The 14,902-nt window shown below is 42.3% G+C and carries 16 protein-coding genes; 2 read left to right on the forward strand and 14 right to left on the reverse strand.

The features are described from left to right. Positions 1–66: 66 nt before the first annotated feature. Positions 67–942 (forward strand): hypothetical protein, encoded by an 876-nt coding sequence (locus KKF75_03765; protein MBU4381307.1) that lies wholly within the window; start codon positions 67–69, stop codon positions 940–942. A 136-nt stretch (positions 943–1,078) separates the two neighbouring features. Here KKF75_03765 and ychF read toward each other — a convergent pair whose 3' ends face one another. From ychF to dnaX, 4 genes are all read right to left on the reverse strand, one after another. Then, positions 1,079–2,161, reverse strand: coding sequence for a redox-regulated ATPase YchF (ychF, locus tag KKF75_03770; GenBank protein MBU4381308.1), 1,083 nt, complete (start codon positions 2,159–2,161; stop codon positions 1,079–1,081). Positions 2,162–2,543: 382 nt separating this feature from the next. Continuing rightward, entirely contained in the window at positions 2,544–3,926 is a 1,383-nt protein-coding gene (cysS, locus tag KKF75_03775; GenBank protein MBU4381309.1) for a cysteine--tRNA ligase, read from the reverse strand. Between the two features lie 16 nt (positions 3,927–3,942). After that, entirely contained in the window at positions 3,943–4,530 is a 588-nt protein-coding gene (gene recR / locus KKF75_03780; protein ID MBU4381310.1) for a recombination mediator RecR, read from the reverse strand. Continuing rightward, positions 4,527–6,092: a DNA polymerase III subunit gamma/tau gene (gene dnaX / locus KKF75_03785; GenBank protein ID MBU4381311.1), complete on the reverse strand. Its 1,566-nt coding sequence runs from the start codon at positions 6,090–6,092 to the stop codon at positions 4,527–4,529. The genes recR and dnaX overlap by 4 nt, the downstream gene beginning before the upstream one ends. A gap of 115 nt (positions 6,093–6,207) precedes the next feature. On the opposite strand from dnaX, the gene rpsU reads away from it, so the two are divergent. Then, positions 6,208–6,402 carry a 30S ribosomal protein S21 gene (rpsU, locus tag KKF75_03790; GenBank protein ID MBU4381312.1) on the forward strand — a complete coding sequence of 65 codons (195 nt, stop codon included), beginning with the start codon at positions 6,208–6,210 and terminating at the stop codon, positions 6,400–6,402. Between the two features lie 107 nt (positions 6,403–6,509). Here rpsU and KKF75_03795 read toward each other — a convergent pair whose 3' ends face one another. The 10 genes from KKF75_03795 to KKF75_03840 all read right to left on the reverse strand — a co-directional run. Continuing rightward, the gene (locus tag KKF75_03795) at positions 6,510–7,148 is read right to left on the reverse strand and encodes an aminoacyl-tRNA hydrolase (GenBank protein MBU4381313.1); all 639 of its coding nucleotides are present in this window, start codon (positions 7,146–7,148) and stop codon (positions 6,510–6,512) included. Continuing rightward, the gene (gene ybeY, locus KKF75_03800; GenBank protein ID MBU4381314.1) at positions 7,132–7,416 is read right to left on the reverse strand and encodes an rRNA maturation RNase YbeY; all 285 of its coding nucleotides are present in this window, start codon (positions 7,414–7,416) and stop codon (positions 7,132–7,134) included. The genes KKF75_03795 and ybeY overlap by 17 nt, the downstream gene beginning before the upstream one ends. Further along, the gene (locus KKF75_03805; protein ID MBU4381315.1) at positions 7,395–8,717 is read right to left on the reverse strand and encodes a prolyl-tRNA synthetase; all 1,323 of its coding nucleotides are present in this window, start codon (positions 8,715–8,717) and stop codon (positions 7,395–7,397) included. The genes ybeY and KKF75_03805 overlap by 22 nt, the downstream gene beginning before the upstream one ends. 78 nt (positions 8,718–8,795) lie before the next feature. Beyond that, the gene (locus tag KKF75_03810; GenBank protein ID MBU4381316.1) at positions 8,796–9,341 is read right to left on the reverse strand and encodes a four helix bundle suffix domain-containing protein; all 546 of its coding nucleotides are present in this window, start codon (positions 9,339–9,341) and stop codon (positions 8,796–8,798) included. Positions 9,342–9,343: 2 nt separating this feature from the next. Continuing rightward, entirely contained in the window at positions 9,344–9,775 is a 432-nt protein-coding gene (locus KKF75_03815; GenBank protein MBU4381317.1) for a hypothetical protein, read from the reverse strand. Between the two features lie 4 nt (positions 9,776–9,779). Beyond that, a complete protein-coding gene (locus KKF75_03820) occupies positions 9,780–11,183 on the reverse strand; it encodes a PD-(D/E)XK nuclease family protein (protein ID MBU4381318.1) in 1,404 nt (467 codons plus the stop codon). 13 nt (positions 11,184–11,196) lie between these two features. Next, positions 11,197–11,928 carry a nucleotidyl transferase AbiEii/AbiGii toxin family protein gene (locus KKF75_03825; protein MBU4381319.1) on the reverse strand — a complete coding sequence of 244 codons (732 nt, stop codon included), beginning with the start codon at positions 11,926–11,928 and terminating at the stop codon, positions 11,197–11,199. Next, positions 11,925–12,467: a type IV toxin-antitoxin system AbiEi family antitoxin domain-containing protein gene (locus KKF75_03830; protein ID MBU4381320.1), complete on the reverse strand. Its 543-nt coding sequence runs from the start codon at positions 12,465–12,467 to the stop codon at positions 11,925–11,927. The genes KKF75_03825 and KKF75_03830 overlap by 4 nt, the downstream gene beginning before the upstream one ends. An 89-nt stretch (positions 12,468–12,556) precedes the next feature. Next, on the reverse strand, positions 12,557–13,729 hold the full coding sequence (locus KKF75_03835; protein ID MBU4381321.1) for an ATP-binding protein: 1,173 nt from the start codon (positions 13,727–13,729) through the stop codon (positions 12,557–12,559). Positions 13,730–13,775: 46 nt separating this feature from the next. Next, positions 13,776–14,902, reverse strand: a 1,127-nt coding sequence (locus tag KKF75_03840) for a tail fiber domain-containing protein (protein MBU4381322.1), incomplete at its 5' end; no start/stop codon positions are given.

Consider the following 14,902-nt stretch of genomic DNA (forward strand, 5'->3'; position numbering starts at 1 on the left):
TAATTCTCCTAGTTTTGGGACTGTCCCAAAGCATAATCCCCCTACCACACAAAAAGGAGTGTTCCCATGTTTCACAAATCGTTGTTCGTTCTGCTCGTCGTAGTTTTTCTGATGTTCCCCTACCCCATCAGCACCGTAGCCTCACCCAACAGCCCGCTTGGGCTCTATGTCGAAACGCCAAAGCGCATCGAAATCCCCATCGGAATCTCAAAAACGGCGGGGATCGTAGATTGGGTCGCCGAGGTAACGAATCGCTCGGACGAGGTCCAAAACCTCGCCACTCTTGAGATCGGCATCCTGTACAACAACACAGGTGCCGATGGCATTGCAATAATGAATGCCAATGTCACCTGCTACGATGACATGGGACTTACGAGATGCGAATTGCCCGCCCTTGCTCCGGGCGAAACTTTCGCACTTCGGGCCTATGCCAAGCCCACTCGGGCCGGACACCTTGTCGTCCAGTTTGCTCTCTCCGGTCATCACACCCTTGTCACCTCACAAGAGGACACGCAGATTGACTACGGGCCCGATAAGTACGAGCCCAACGACACCTGCAAACAGGCGACTGCGGTTGAACCGGATCGCGGGACGATGCACTACTTGTCCATCAGCCCCGCCGACTTGGGGGATTGGTTCACGAGGACCGTCCCGCCCGGGCGGAAACGGACATATGGGCTAGAGTTGAGCTACGACAGCCTCGAGGGACCCATCGAGGGGTCCATCCAGAACTTCTGCGATGCAGAGGCGTCCGCGACAGTCAACTGGAATTCCAGCATTGACGCTGGATCCGAACCCATCATAGGTGGCGGGATCGTCATCCGCCGCTATACTCTAACCCTCGACCCCGGGCAGTACTGGGTACGGCTGACATCACAACACCAAACCCGCTACAACGCCCGCTTCTGGGAGAAGCAATACTTCCTCCCACTCGTCAGATAGCCCAAAGACCCTTCCAGAAAGTCCGCCACTTGGGACATTTTGGGAGGGTTCGTTTTTTTGTTTTATTTGTAATTTGGAATTTGAGAATTGGGATTTGTTTAGATATTAGAAATTAGTAATTAGAAATTTAAAATTTTTATCCCCTCCCCACCCTAAACTCCACCACATCTCCATCTTTGACTAAGTATTCCTTCCCCTCCAACCTTGCCATTCCTTTCTCTTTAGCTTTACCCCAACTGCCGGCTTCGATGTATTTTTGATAGGAAATGACATCTACTGCAATAAATAATCTTTCAAAGTCGCTATGGATAACACCAGCGCATTTTTGGGCGTTCCAGCCTTGTTTAAATTTCCAGGCTCGGCTTTCTTTTTCCCCTGTGGTTAGAAATGTGGAAAGCCCCAACATTTTATAAGCTTGACGAATGACTCCGTCAAGGGGCGCTTCGGTGAGTCCTAAGTCGGTAAGATAAGCATTTCGATCTACAGTTGACAATGACGAGAGTTCAAATTCAATCTTGGCGGATACTTTCATACGGGACGATCTCATTTCATCCGGGTTCGTCCCATTTGGGACGAACCCGATTGAATCCTCAGAAACATTTAGCACAGGTAAAATAGGTTTTAAGGTTAGCAAATTAAACCCTTGTAATTCCTCCAATTCTTCTTTGGTCCACTTCCCGTTCGCCAATAATTTCCCTGCATCGAGAACCCCCACAGCTTTTTTCAAAACATTGGGGTAGTACCCCGCAGGGGTACTACCCCCTTTCTTCCTAATCTCCTTTGAGTCCACGACCTTTGATAAAATCTCCAAATCCTTTAGCTTTAATTCCGTGAGTAGCACCTCCCTATCGCTTTCTGGATTGATAGAGCCCTCTCGAATAATTTCCGCGTCCTCAAAATCTCTTAGAAGTAGAAGGATTAGGTCGACTTCCCTGATATGGGCTAAAAACTTGTTTCCCAATCCCGCGCCAGTGGATGCACCTTTGACCAGACCAGCGATGTCTATAAATGTGATAGTTGAGTACACTTTTTTGGCAGAGTGCGAAAGTTCTGCCAATTTGTCAACCCGACTATCTAAAACTTCGACGACTCCCGTGTTCGGCTCAATAGTAGCAAAAGGGTAATTAGCAACACAGGCTATTTGACGCTTTAAAATAGCGTTAAATAAAGTGCTTTTTCCCACATTGGGCAACCCCACAATCCCCACGGACAAACTCATATGTTAGGTAAATTAAATAACGAGCTTGTCGAATCCATTCCAATTGACAGATTTGTAGACATAACAAAGCAGTTGACAAACTAAAACTAATTTGCAAAAATAACACCAATCATGAGGGGGAAACGCTGATATACTCAAGTGGTATATTGAAACGCCCCCCACTTTCATTTCCACTCAACATTATTCCTATAAAGCTCTAAAAAAACCTTAAGTTCTGGCTGTCTATAAAAGCATATATTTTTAACCGCTTATTCTTCTTTTTTATCACGAGAGAATTTTAGCACAGTATTGAGAAATAGGAATATAGTGAGTTGAAGTGTGGGGTAAATTCCTGCTAGAAACAAACTTGTTTATACAGTACCATGCGCTTGTGCCTGGTAATCTACTTGTCCTGTACTTTGACACCTAACGCCTCTAACTGTTTTCTTAAACTATCCGCTAGAGCATAGTTTTTGCTGGCTCTTGCGCGATCCCGCTGGGCAATTAGTTTTTTTGCTTCTTGCGGAATCTCTTTGACAAAGTCATCCTGATCCAGATTTAATCCCAAAACTTTGTCCCATTCTAAAAGCTTTTGTACAGCCTGCGACTGGTAACCGTTCTTTTTGGACTCGTTGACGAGCTCCCAAACTACCGCCATAACTTTAGGCATGTTTAGATCGTCAGCTAAAGCATTAGCAAATTTTTTCTCGAAAAAATTTGCCAAATTAGACCAATTAGACAAATTAGTCAAATTCGGCCAATTCCCAGAAACAAAACCATACAATTTTTCTAACGCTTTACTACTCGCATCAAGTGCCTCCCAGGAAAAAGCGATAGTTTGCCTCCAATGGGAGCTGTAAGTATATAATTTGTAAGCCAAGGGGTCATAACCTTTATCAATTAGAGTTTGCAAAGTCAAAAAATTCCCCGCGGATTTTGCCATTTTTTCTTCTTTTTCGGCATTTAAAAAACCCGCGTGGAGCCAATAATTTGCCATTTTGCGACCAGTTGCCACTTCGGTTTGGGCAATTTCGTTAGGATGGTGAATTTCCTTATGATCAATTGCGCCAGTGTGAATATCAAATGGGGCACCCAAATGCTTAAGCGAAATCGCCGAACACTCAATGTGCCACCCCGGAAAACCAATTCCCCACGGCGAATCCCATTCCATAGCGCGCTTTTTTCCAGAGATATTAAACTTCCACAAAGCAAAGTCGCGAGGATTCTTTCTTTCGGGATTGACATCTACACGAGCCCCTTCGATGATTCCAGAGTCTCGCAAAGACGACATCTGACCATACTCGGGAAATTTTTTAGTATCGAAGTAAATTCCATCACTTGTTTTGTAGGTTAGACCTTTTTCTTCTAATTGAGAGATGAGACTAATTTGTTCAGGAACGGTATCGGTGGCTTTTTCCCACACAGTTGGGGGAAGCAAGTTGAGCCGTGCCATATCGCTCTTAAACGCCTTGAGGTAGAATTCAGATAATTCCCATGCGGTCATATTTTTTTCGGCAGAGGCTTTCTCTACTTTGTCCATCCCCATGTCACCATCGCCAGTAAGATGTCCCACATCGGTTACATTCATTACTCGTTTTACTTGGTAGCCAAAATAGGTTAATGCTCGAACCAGTAGGTCGTTAAAAATATAGGTACGGAGATTTCCAATATGGGCATAGTTATAAACCGTCGGACCACAGGTATACAACCCTACATGGTTGGGTACAATTGAAACGAATTCCTCTTTTTTTCCCGTAAGCGAGTTGTAAAGTTGCAATTTATTCATAAATTCCTCTAAACCACTAGCTGACGGTTCGACCTTCGAGGGCTCTCTTTAAAGTTGTCTCATCGGCATATTCAATATCCGCCCCCGTCGGCAACCCCCTCCCAATTCGGGTGATTTTGACGCCCTCTATGTTACTAAGCTTTTCTTTGATGTAAAGAGCGGTGGCTTCTCCTTCCAAATCGGGATTAGTGGCAATAATAATTTCTTCTCCCCAAAAAACTCTCTCAACCAGGTCGTCAATAAACAGCTCCTCGGGTCCTATGCCCGCTATTGGATTGATGGATCCATGCAAGACATGATAAACGCCACGATAACCCGATTTTTCAAAAGCCAGTACATCTAACGGGGATTGTACCACCAAAATGGTGTTTTTATCGCGAGTAAGATCGGAGCAAACGGCGCAAATATCGTTTTCCCCAACATTTTTGCAAATGGAGCAGATTTTGGTTTGTTTTAAATTACTAACAGAACTGGAAAACAAATCCAAATCAGCTTGCGGGACGCGCAATAAGTGAAAAGTGAGTCGCTCGGCAGTTTTAGGACCAATTCCAGGCAATTTCTCAAAAGAGTCTTTTAGATTTTGTAAGGGTTTTGGTAACTTCATACAGGAACCTCTCCATCAAACACCTCCCAGGCTTCTTTTGCTTTTGTTGACTCCGACTGCTCGGGTTCTATATTTTTGTCGCTTAAATCCTTTTCTACCGGCAATTTTTTGCCCAACACCACGGCAAGCAAAACCGGTCTACCCAAAATTTCCGATGCGGCATCCTCGACAATTCTACGGCTGGATGGAACCGACAGCCTTTCTTTGTGAAAAGAGTAAAAAGCCTCGACAATTAAACGGTCTTTATCAATCCCCACAATCTTGCAAGAGCGCAGTAGCGCCTCAACCGAGTGGTTTCTAGGTCTTACCGCTTCGTAAAGCGCCTCTTTGGTAAACGGGGCTTTTCCAATTCGATCGGGTACTACCCCTATTGTCTCTTTTTTCGGGGAGACACCCCTAAAGGCATTGGGATCCTGTTTTTGGGGTGTCTCCCCAAAGTACCCGCCCGCCTCCTCTGTTTCTTCTTTCTTAAAATCAACAGTGGCTACTAACAACGGCAAATGTCCCACCGAGGCGTAACGAATCTGCCCTTTTGCCTCCAGAAATTTCTTGATAACAGTTGAAATAAATTCTATTGAGACCTTCTCCAGCCCCTCTTTGGCAAATTCCGTCTCCCCCACCCCCAACTTTTCCATCAGCAATGCTTTCAAAAACTCCAAAAAATTATCCACCCAGTTTTCGGCGGTAATTCCACCTTCAAAAATTTTCTCTAGGTATAAAACCCCCGCTTTAGCATTTCCAGTTGATAAATTTAGAAGAAAATCAATAAATTGATCCGAATCTGATGTAACAACCAAATCGTCCACCGTCACCTTGCCAAAAACCACCTGCTCCAGCATGGTTTCGGAGTCTCTAAAGCCCCCTTGCGAGGCTTGAGCAATTTTTTTAAGGTCGCCATCTGTTAAATCGGGAATTGGCGTTCCCTCTTTTTTTTCGGCAGTGATAATGCGTTCCAGCTTTTTCGTGATATCTATGATGGAAGCCCGCTTAAATTCAAACTTTTGGCATCGGCTTCTGATAGTATCGGGGACTTTTCTACTTTCGGTAGTACACAAAACAAAGACAGCGTGCTTTGGCGGCTCTTCTAGGGTTTTTAAAAGAGCGTTAAAGGCCTCGGCAGTTAACATGTGCACCTCGTCAATAATGTAGACCTTGTATTTTGCTTGAGCGGGCGACAAAATTATGCGATCCCGCAGAGTTCTAATGTCATCTATTCCGCGGTTGCTGGCGGCGTCAATTTCTATCACATCAATAAAACTGCCGTTTTCGATAGCTTTACAGGTTGGACATTCTCCGCAGGGATCGTGTTTATCGGGGTCGAACCCCAATGAAAGATCGGGTGCCTTCTTAGGGGTTCGACCCCTATGTTCCCCAATGTTTTCGCAATTCAATGCCTTCGCCAAAAGCCTTGCCATTGTCGTCTTTCCCGACCCCCGAGGTCCATAAAAAAAGTAGGCGTGGGCAAAGTTTTTTGTCGCGATCGCCGAAAGAATTGCTGTTGACAGCGATGCAGAACCTAAAAACTCGCTAAAATTTTTGGGGCGGTATTTGGTATAGAACACCCTATAATTATTAACACGCCTTGGATTTTTAGCAACCTCTTGTTTAAAATCGTAATTTGTTATAATCTTTAACCAACTAAATTTAACATCAAAGGAGGTCGTATTTTAAAAAACCATGGTAAAAATAAATATTGAATCGGGTGAGACGATTGAGCAAGCGCTAAGGCGTTTTAATCGCATTATCCAAGAAGAGGGAATTATTGACGAAGTCAAAGAAAGGCAGTTTTACATCAAGCCTTCTGTGACAAGACGACTCAAAGACAAAGAAAAATTAGCTAAAATTAAAAGGGACAAGAGATACAATAGGTAAATGCTTCTAGAAACACTTAAAACCAACCTGCTCGAATCTTTCGGGGAGACACCCCTAAAGGCAAGGAATTGTTTTGGGGTGTCTCCCCTAAATCCCCATAAATTCCTCTAAATTCCTTTAAAGATTGGGTTCTTTACAATTCTTTCGAACACTCTTTGCAATTCCTCTAACTCCTCGGGGTTAAAATCGTTTAGCACAAAATCCTCGGCTTTTTGTTCGTGATGATTGTAGTGATGTGGCGCCACCCCAATTCTTATTCTCCAAAAGTCCCTTGTGCCTAATTCTTCGATGATTGATAAAACTCCTTTGTGACCGCTAGCGCTAACTCCAAAGGAAATTTTGAACTTACCCAAGGGAATATCCATATCGTCATGGACAATGACAAAGTCATCATTGGGGTCGAACCCCAATACACCTGCCCGCAACGCTTCGCGTAGCGAGGCGGGCGGGGGATCGAATGCATTTTTCATAGGGGTTCGACCCCTTAGATCATCCAGTCCCTGACGGGACGATCCCGAAGTAAAGCGGAGGGTTCGTCCCGAATGAGAATGTCTCCCCAAAATTCTTAAAACTTCTCCTCCCGACTGGTTCATAAAACAGTTGGTTTTAATGCCTTTTTCACCCGAAAAACAGTTTAAAAAATCCGCAAACAGATGACCCGCATTATGGCGAGTCTTTTCATATTTTCTCTCTTTATTCCCCAAACCAATTATAAGCATAGCTTCTGAGCTAACTATCTCCTTCATGATGCACCCCCAACAAATGCTTCACCCCATGCTCCACCAACCGCGCTACTTCTTGTTCCAACGACTGATGATTTTCCAACGCTTGGGTAGAGGCTTTGTCTAAGTTGACAATTACATCCCCCAAATAATATCTTCCATCGGGCAGTTCTTCGTTCATGTTAAAAGACAAAACATCTGTCGCATAGTCACGCTTGAGGTGTTTTTTATTGAGCTGGTGAATTTCCTTATCCCCCACAAGGGATATATTTATGAATGTATTTTTACGCATATTGGCTTTTTTCGGGGAGACACCCCAAAACCATCCCTTGCCTTTAGGGGTGTCTCCCCAAAAGATTCTTCTCTTTTCTTTACTTCCGCCCCCCCCTGCCTAAGCGACTTTTCTGACACAATTATCCTCGTGGGACAACCAATGAGGTCGGCGTCCTTTATCTTTACCGCTAAAGATTCTTCGCGGTCATCTAGCAACGCATCGTTTCCTTCGCTAATCAACTTAGCATACAAAACATTAGACTGCTTGACAGCTTCGGGGTGATTGTTATCACAAAGAATATGGTATTTAAATGGGGCAATATTTTCGGGCCAGATAATTCCGTTTTCGTCGTGACATAACTCCACAATGGTTCCCATTAACCTACCTACTCCAATACCATAAGCCCCAGCAATTACTGGCTTCTTTGAGCCGTCTTCGTCTGTAAAGAACAACCTCATGGGTTCGGTAAATCTAGTTCCCTGTTTAAAAATGTTCCCAACCTCAATGGAATTAACAAATTCTGCTGTTTTGTCTTTTTCTTTCCGGGTGACACCCCTAAAGGCATTTGTCTGTTTTGGGGTGTCACCCGAAAAACCTTCCTCTCCATAGATCTCTTTATTAATTGCAGTACCCTTTTCTTTGTCAATGTATATCCTATCTTCTCCCGCCTCACAAACAGTTTGATATTCGTGGGAATATTTACTAAAAGATCCCCCACTTGCCAAAGTAAAATATGTTTTCTCCCCAATTCCCAGTCGGTCAAAAATTTTAGTATAGGCTTGCTTTGCTAATTCGTAAAATTCATCTAGTTGAGAATCATCCGCAGTAAAGGAATACAGATCTTTCATCATAAATTCGCGAGTGCGAAGCAATCCACCTTGAGCCCTTTTTTCGTTGCGGTATTTTGTCTGAAATTGATACACAAAACATGGCAAGTCTTTATAAGAATTAATATGACTTGTCATAAGTCTTGCCAAGGGCTCTTCGTGGGTAAATGAAAGCCCCACCTCTGAACCGTTGACAAGTTTTGTTTTAAACCATGAGTCCACTACTTTGTCATCCCAACGCCCGCTAGCCTTCCACACTGCTGGATCCTGCAAACTACTCATTAAAATCTCTTGGCCCCCAATGGCATTCATTTCTTCTCGAATGATCTGGATGATTTTATTGAGAACAATCAGACCTAAAGGCAAAAAGCTATACACCCCCGCCATTTCTTTATGGATAAAACCCCCGCGGATGAGCAATTTGGCGTTAATGCTAGTTTCGTCTTTAGGCGTCTCTCTTTTGGTTTTGGTAAATAACTTTGTTTGGTGCATTTTCTTATATTTTCCTAAACTTCTTCTTATCAAATTAGACTAATTAGTCAAATTAGTCAAATTAGACCAATTCTTTAATTAGACCGATTTGTTTTTGTAATCTAAACGCTTTTTAAACAGGTTTTCTCTAAATCCCCCATTTTTTACAAATTCCTCTTCTAACGACCTATAAAAATTATCTAGTAAATAGGTTTCTTTGTAGATCAAACAAACCATTATGTTTGCAGAGTCTTCTGGTTTTTCCAAAGACAAATTGCACCAATTGGTCAAATTGGACAAATTAGTCGAATTTGCAACTTCTTCTTTAAAAGAACGAATTTTTAAAACACGGGGGTCGTTTTTATCCCAAAGGGTAAGTTTGTTAATACGCAAAAAATCTTTGTAATCTTCTAGCAATTCACCAAAACTGGCGCGAGCAACGCTAACAAGTTTTAATTTGCTTTCACAACTTTTCTCTAAAACACCTTCCACAATGTTCTGTTTGCAACTCCTTGCTGCTTGAACCATTTGTTCTACAGTTCTTTTAAATGCAAAGGTTTTTAAATATTTTTGGCAAAACGCATCGTTGGCATCGTAAATTGTTGTTGCTAGCCTGTAAACTAACAAATTTTCGTATTTTTGCATTTTTAAACCCCCTCCTTAAACTTCTGCCAGGTTTTTTGCAGGTGCAGGATTTTGTACCTTACTGTTAGATAGGATTTTATAATTTCGGAATGTGACTGGCTGTCCAAGACAGGGGCAACTCCGGCACCGGGACGGACAAGATCTCTAAACAACTCCAAATGCACCACCGCTAAATTACAATTTAGCATCGCAAGCTCCAAAGTTTCTTGAGACCCTTTAAAATCGTCAAAACGGATTGAGTGAGCTTTAGCTATGAGACGAGGTAAATCCACTACATATTTTATCAGGGGGTTTTTAATCAATTCCTCAAGTAGTGGCGTGGTCTGACAATCATTGACAGCCTTTACCACCATAACCCCATTTGCCAGAAGTTTTTGGTAAATTTCTAAATCCTGAAAACTTTTAACCGGTCTTCTTGGGTAGTATTTAATCATAGTTTTACAATTTACCTGGTCTTACCTCAATAACCTTCTTCTCCTCCTCATTGATATGGTATTTACCTTCTATCGTAGTTACCGTCTTCCTTCTTCTTGTTTTAGACGGTTTATACAAAACATGCAAGGGATAAAATTCAAAATAGTCTTTTTCATCAAACCAGGCGCATTTAAATTCAAACAGTCGTAATCCCGTCAACCGTGAGAGCGCCATCGCGTATATGGTAAGTTGGTCAATTGGCTGTTCTTTGGCGGCGTTGGGCTTGTAATCTAGGATATGAATTTGCCCATTACGAATTTGAACGAGGTCTATGTGTCCGGTAATAAGCTTTGGGAGCCCAGTGCCGACATTGCTTATATCTTCTGATCCTTGTCCCATTGCCGGTGTTGCACCTTGCTTCTGCAAATCGTCCCTATCGGGACTTTGTGACTGGCTGACCGTCCCGGTGCCGACATTGCCCCTATCTTCTGATCCCTGTCCCTCCCTTACCGAAATTTTGTTAAAAATCTCGAAGCCAAGTTGTGTCTGCATATGCAACAAATCCTCGCGAGTGATGTAAACTGGCACTTCGGTTGCCACGGTCACGGAGTCGTTGAATAAAAAGAATTTTTGCACCGCCTCGTGTCGCATAGTACGAGCTTTGACACTTTGTAAGATGAATTGGCATAATTTAACAGCATAGTTGACTTTACTGCGAACAATCATCTGCTTTTTGGAAAATGTGATGGGCGCCTCCGATGCCCTACATCCGCCCTCGCTGGCAAAGTATTGATGGGGGCATTCCGAAGGCACAAGTTCCAAAAATTCTTTTAAGGGGGCAAATTTGCGGTGAGCGTATTCCTCTTGAATCATCAGAGCGCATTTAGCGCGGTGAAAGCGGTAGCGATAAAGCTGGCGGTGAGCAAGCGTTGCTGTAACTACGGTGTTTTTCGGCTCGTACTTTTTTACCACAAACTCTCGCATCCGTTGATATTTGCAATATTCCCCAAATTCCATCAACCAGGCCGAGACCGTCGACGGCTGAAGGGAAAATCTAATATCTAAATTCGAAATTCTAGATAAATCCAAATTTTCCAAATTAGAATGTTCCAAATCTTTTTGTTTTGTGTTTTGAGCATTCATATTTTGAGTTTGTTTAGGATTTAGGGTTTCGGGTTTAGAATTTATTATTGTACAAGTCCCTTCCAACGAATGCCCCAGATTATAGAGGCTCAACGCGTTAAAAACAGTCTCCAGCGGATAGTGTTTGCCTAAATTTTTTTGCGGGGTAAAAGTTCTTCCACAGCTTTGACAGAGGTAAAGCTGAATTTTTTCGTACTTTTTTTGCCTAAAACCCCGCCTCACAAAGCTTTTGCTTTGGCAGTACGGGCAACAAAATGTGTCGTAGATTGGTTTTTTACTTTCCAAATGTTTGAAGGAATTATAGTCGTGCAATCTCATCTCTAAGCAAACTCAAAACCTCGCTTTTTAAAGCTTTTCTTATAGAAGAAAACCTTGCAAGAGGCATTAACATGTTTAGATCTTCATCAATTACCGAAGAGGTAACCTTTGATTCAACGAATTCTTTAAGTTTTTTTAAATAATCCAAAGTGTTCAAAGAAGTCCTTTGCTCAATCACTTTTTTGTTGTAGGGATATCCGTTGACAAAAAAATAATATATATCGTATATATCTCTACCTGCCACGGTCCCGTGTTTAGTGTAGCGATCCAGAACCGCCACCAATTTGTGAGCAAACATAGTATCTATTGTTTGACAAGTAAGATATCTATCAATATCCGCTAAATAAGTGGGTTTAAAAACATCAGAATCTAAAGCGAATCCAACGGCGTCAAATTTTAAAGTGTTGCGCAACTCTTTTGGAGCTGAATATTTTAACACATACTGTACCGTGGACTTGTTTCTGTTTTTAATGTTAAAATCTAGTTTTTTAAAAATCTCTTCCAGCGCCGTCCTTACAAAGTCTTTTGGAGTTTCTTGCTTTAAGTCAAAATCCAAATCAACGGAAAACCTGTCCAAATAATCTTGCATAGCGGCGCATGTCCCCCCTTTAAATATAAGAGCTTTGGAAAGTTGAGGGCTGTCCGCAATTTCTATTAGTATTTTGTGTAACTGGCTCCTATGCAAAGCTTCTTTTGGACTTGGTAAAATCATATATACCCCACCTCCTTTTGGATGGTTTTGACTCTTTCCCAGTCAATGGCGTTTCTTAAGTCAAAATGATATTTGGAGTTAAAATAAAGCATATCCGCAACCGCTCTCTCGGGACTGGCTTCTTTGTAGTTTTGTTGTTCCAAGATACCTGCGCTTTGGAATAAAAAGGCAGGTTTTAATTTCCGACTAATAAATGATGTTCCGTTAATATTAATTTTTTTATTCTTTGATGAACAAAAGGTGAAATGTGGGACACTTTGGAAGATGATGCCGTCTTTTGCTAACACTGATTCTGTGCTTAGGTAGCAGTAATCGTGGATTGCGGAAGTTCCTAATTCTGTGGCGTTAATAGTGTTTAATTCCACAGTGGAGTAGAATCCGCGATATATCTGAATTAAGTAACCCTTTTTTAAATACCTGTTGATTGTTGAATACAAGGTGTTTTTATTGTTTATGTTCCACAATAATTCAAGATCTTGGGTGTGGAACAGCTTTTTCGATTGTTTAAGCAGAACATCTAGTTTGTTTATACTTTGCATATATGAATAGTATACTACAACCAACAGAACTTTACCACACTGCAATCCAATACAATTTTTGCTCCGCCGTTGGCGCAGTCCCCTATTGATCAATAGAAATTATCTATGGTAATCAATTTTACTTTAGCATTGGGATACCTGTTATTAAAAGCGGAGCAAGCCCTTCCTTTTGCGGTTTTTATTTCGCAGGCAATTACTTCTTCGCCTTGATGTAAAACAAGATCAACCTCGGCTCCTTGAACAGTGCGCCAAAAAGCTAATTTATATCCCGCGTTGCTGTATACATTGTGTTTTAATATTTCGCCGATGACAAAATTTTCAAACATCGCTCCAAAATCCCTTCGTAAAAATGGATTGGAGAAATCTTCTATTACGGCATTTCTCAATCCAAGATCATAAAAATATATTTTTGGCGCCTTGCCTATTTCGTCCCGTCTTTTGCTTGTGAACGGGTATAAACGGAAGAGAATAAAGCTTTGCTCAAAAATGGATATGTATCGCTGGACTGTTCTCGCGTCAACCCCAAGTTTTGCGGCAAGTTCGGAATAGTTGATTAGATTGCCGATTTGATAGGCAAGTAGTTTTAGAAGATTAGAAGCTACCGCGCGGTTTTCAATTAGGTTAAGCTCAAAAATGTCTTTATAAATTGACGAGGACGCCAGTTCGCTTAAATATAAAGAGTCGGACGGGTTTTGGACTAGATACGGGTTTAAACCGTAAGTAAGTATTCTGCCAACAGTTGCGGAAAGGTCGAATTGATGAATTGACGGGGATAATTTTCCGGAAACCAGCCTTTCTAAAAAGTTATCGTGGAGTTCCTCCTCTGTTCTGGTTTGATACAAATATTCGGAAAAAGTAAGAGGGAATAATTGGTAGTCTATTTTGCGCCCGGCAAGGCTTTCAGACGCGGTATTTTTGATATTTAGGGCGGAAGATCCCGTGATAATAAGTTGTACATTCGGCATTTGATCATAAATAATCTTCGCCGCGCGCCCGGGGTCTGGCAGTAACTGGATTTCATCAATAATTACGGTTTTACTGCTTTGCGACCCGATAAATTGGCGATATGAATGGATATCATAAGTTTCAAAGTTTTTTCGCGCGGGGTCGTTGTCCAGCAAAAAATATTGCGCCTCGGGAAAAAGTCTTTTCAGCAAAGTGGTTTTGCCTACTTGCCGCGCTCCTAAAAGCAGAAGTATCTGCCTTCGGTTTTTAAAGTGGGATTTGATTTGGGAATCAATCTGCCTTGTTAAAAGATTCATATGTTGTTTTGATTATAATCATTGATACATATAAATGTCAATTAGTTTACCACACTGCAATCCAATACAATTTTTGCTCCGCCGTTGGCGCAGTCCCTAGCTTGATAGTAAACCCGTCTTTGGTAATACCCTCTACCCAAACCGTGGTTTCGTAGGAAGGCGTAACAGTAATGGTGGTTGGTGGTGTATCCCAAGTTTTGCTAATAACAACTTCGGTGATTTCGGCAGAAACATTGACTACATCTCTAAAGCTCTCGTTCCCCGCAATGACCCCTTCGGCGATTTCCAGATTTCCGGTTTTGCTAATTTTGACAGAGTTTTGCAACACCAAGTCTCCCGAGAGAGTGTTGATGGATACCCCCTCTTCTGCCAAACCGTTGATGGTTAATAGTCCAATTGATAGGTCGCCAGTGAGTGACAAATCTCCCAAAGTGGTCTTACCAAGAACTGACAAATCTTTGTAGAGGACAAGGTTTTGATCTAGCGATACAAAGTCGGTCTCAACTGTAAACAGCGAAAGATCCGACGGGGTTTCAGGTGGCGAGACGGATTCTGGATTAGTTGCTCCGATTCCCAAATAACTTTCCATGGCAAGGATTCTATTTGTGAGAGCATCAACAGTAGTAGCTATATCACGACTCTGGGAGGCTAAAATCTCACTAGTTTCGGAAATATCGAGGGGTTGTTGCGCATCCGTGAGGTTTTTGACAGCATCTCCCAACTCGTTTATTTTAAGATTCTGTTCTTTGATTCCCTCCACCAATAATGCGGTTAATTTCTCATAATGGATTCCGTAAAACTCCTCCCCTGCCTCATTTGTAAAGGTATAAGTGGCTTCGGGAAGTCCTACGGCGATTAAGTCTTGCGCAATAAGGCCTAAGCGCTTTTTACTGCCATCAGAGTCTTCTACGGGGTTGTAGAGGTAGCCGCTAAGGCTTGTGATTTTGGCTAGCGCGCCTGTAAGGGGTTCTAGGTTCTTTTTAAGGCGCAGATCGGAGCTGGTAAGCCCAATATCGCCACTAGCGCTCTTGTAAACTACAGTATCTCCGTCGGCAGTCCAAGTGTCTATTCTGATTCTTCCGGCAACTTGGAGTTTTTGAAGGGGGTTTGTCGTCCCGATGCCGACGTTGCCCGATTTATCAATTCTGACTTGTTCCGTATTTGCTGTTCTAA

Source organism: Patescibacteria group bacterium, from assembly GCA_018896215.1.
Lineage (GTDB): Bacteria > Patescibacteriota > WWE3 > 0-14-0-20-40-13 > 0-14-0-20-40-13 > JAHINB01.

Coding starts and splice junctions, on each gene's coding strand:
- KKF75_03795 (MBU4381313.1), bottom strand. CDS start 7,148: ATGAAGGAGATAGTTAGCTCAGAAGCTATGCTTATAATTGGTTTGGGG.
- KKF75_03805 (MBU4381315.1), bottom strand. CDS start 8,717: ATGCACCAAACAAAGTTATTTACCAAAACCAAAAGAGAGACGCCTAAA.
- KKF75_03835 (MBU4381321.1), bottom strand. CDS start 13,729: ATGAATCTTTTAACAAGGCAGATTGATTCCCAAATCAAATCCCACTTT.
- KKF75_03810 (MBU4381316.1), bottom strand. CDS start 9,341: ATGCAAAAATACGAAAATTTGTTAGTTTACAGGCTAGCAACAACAATT.
- KKF75_03830 (MBU4381320.1), bottom strand. CDS start 12,467: ATGCAAAGTATAAACAAACTAGATGTTCTGCTTAAACAATCGAAAAAG.
- KKF75_03825 (MBU4381319.1), bottom strand. CDS start 11,928: ATGATTTTACCAAGTCCAAAAGAAGCTTTGCATAGGAGCCAGTTACAC.
- KKF75_03765 (MBU4381307.1), top strand. CDS start 67: ATGTTTCACAAATCGTTGTTCGTTCTGCTCGTCGTAGTTTTTCTGATG.
- cysS (MBU4381309.1), bottom strand. CDS start 3,926: ATGAATAAATTGCAACTTTACAACTCGCTTACGGGAAAAAAAGAGGAA.
- recR (MBU4381310.1), bottom strand. CDS start 4,530: ATGAAGTTACCAAAACCCTTACAAAATCTAAAAGACTCTTTTGAGAAA.
- ychF (MBU4381308.1), bottom strand. CDS start 2,161: ATGAGTTTGTCCGTGGGGATTGTGGGGTTGCCCAATGTGGGAAAAAGC.
- ybeY (MBU4381314.1), bottom strand. CDS start 7,416: ATGCGTAAAAATACATTCATAAATATATCCCTTGTGGGGGATAAGGAA.
- rpsU (MBU4381312.1), top strand. CDS start 6,208: ATGGTAAAAATAAATATTGAATCGGGTGAGACGATTGAGCAAGCGCTA.
- KKF75_03815 (MBU4381317.1), bottom strand. CDS start 9,775: ATGATTAAATACTACCCAAGAAGACCGGTTAAAAGTTTTCAGGATTTA.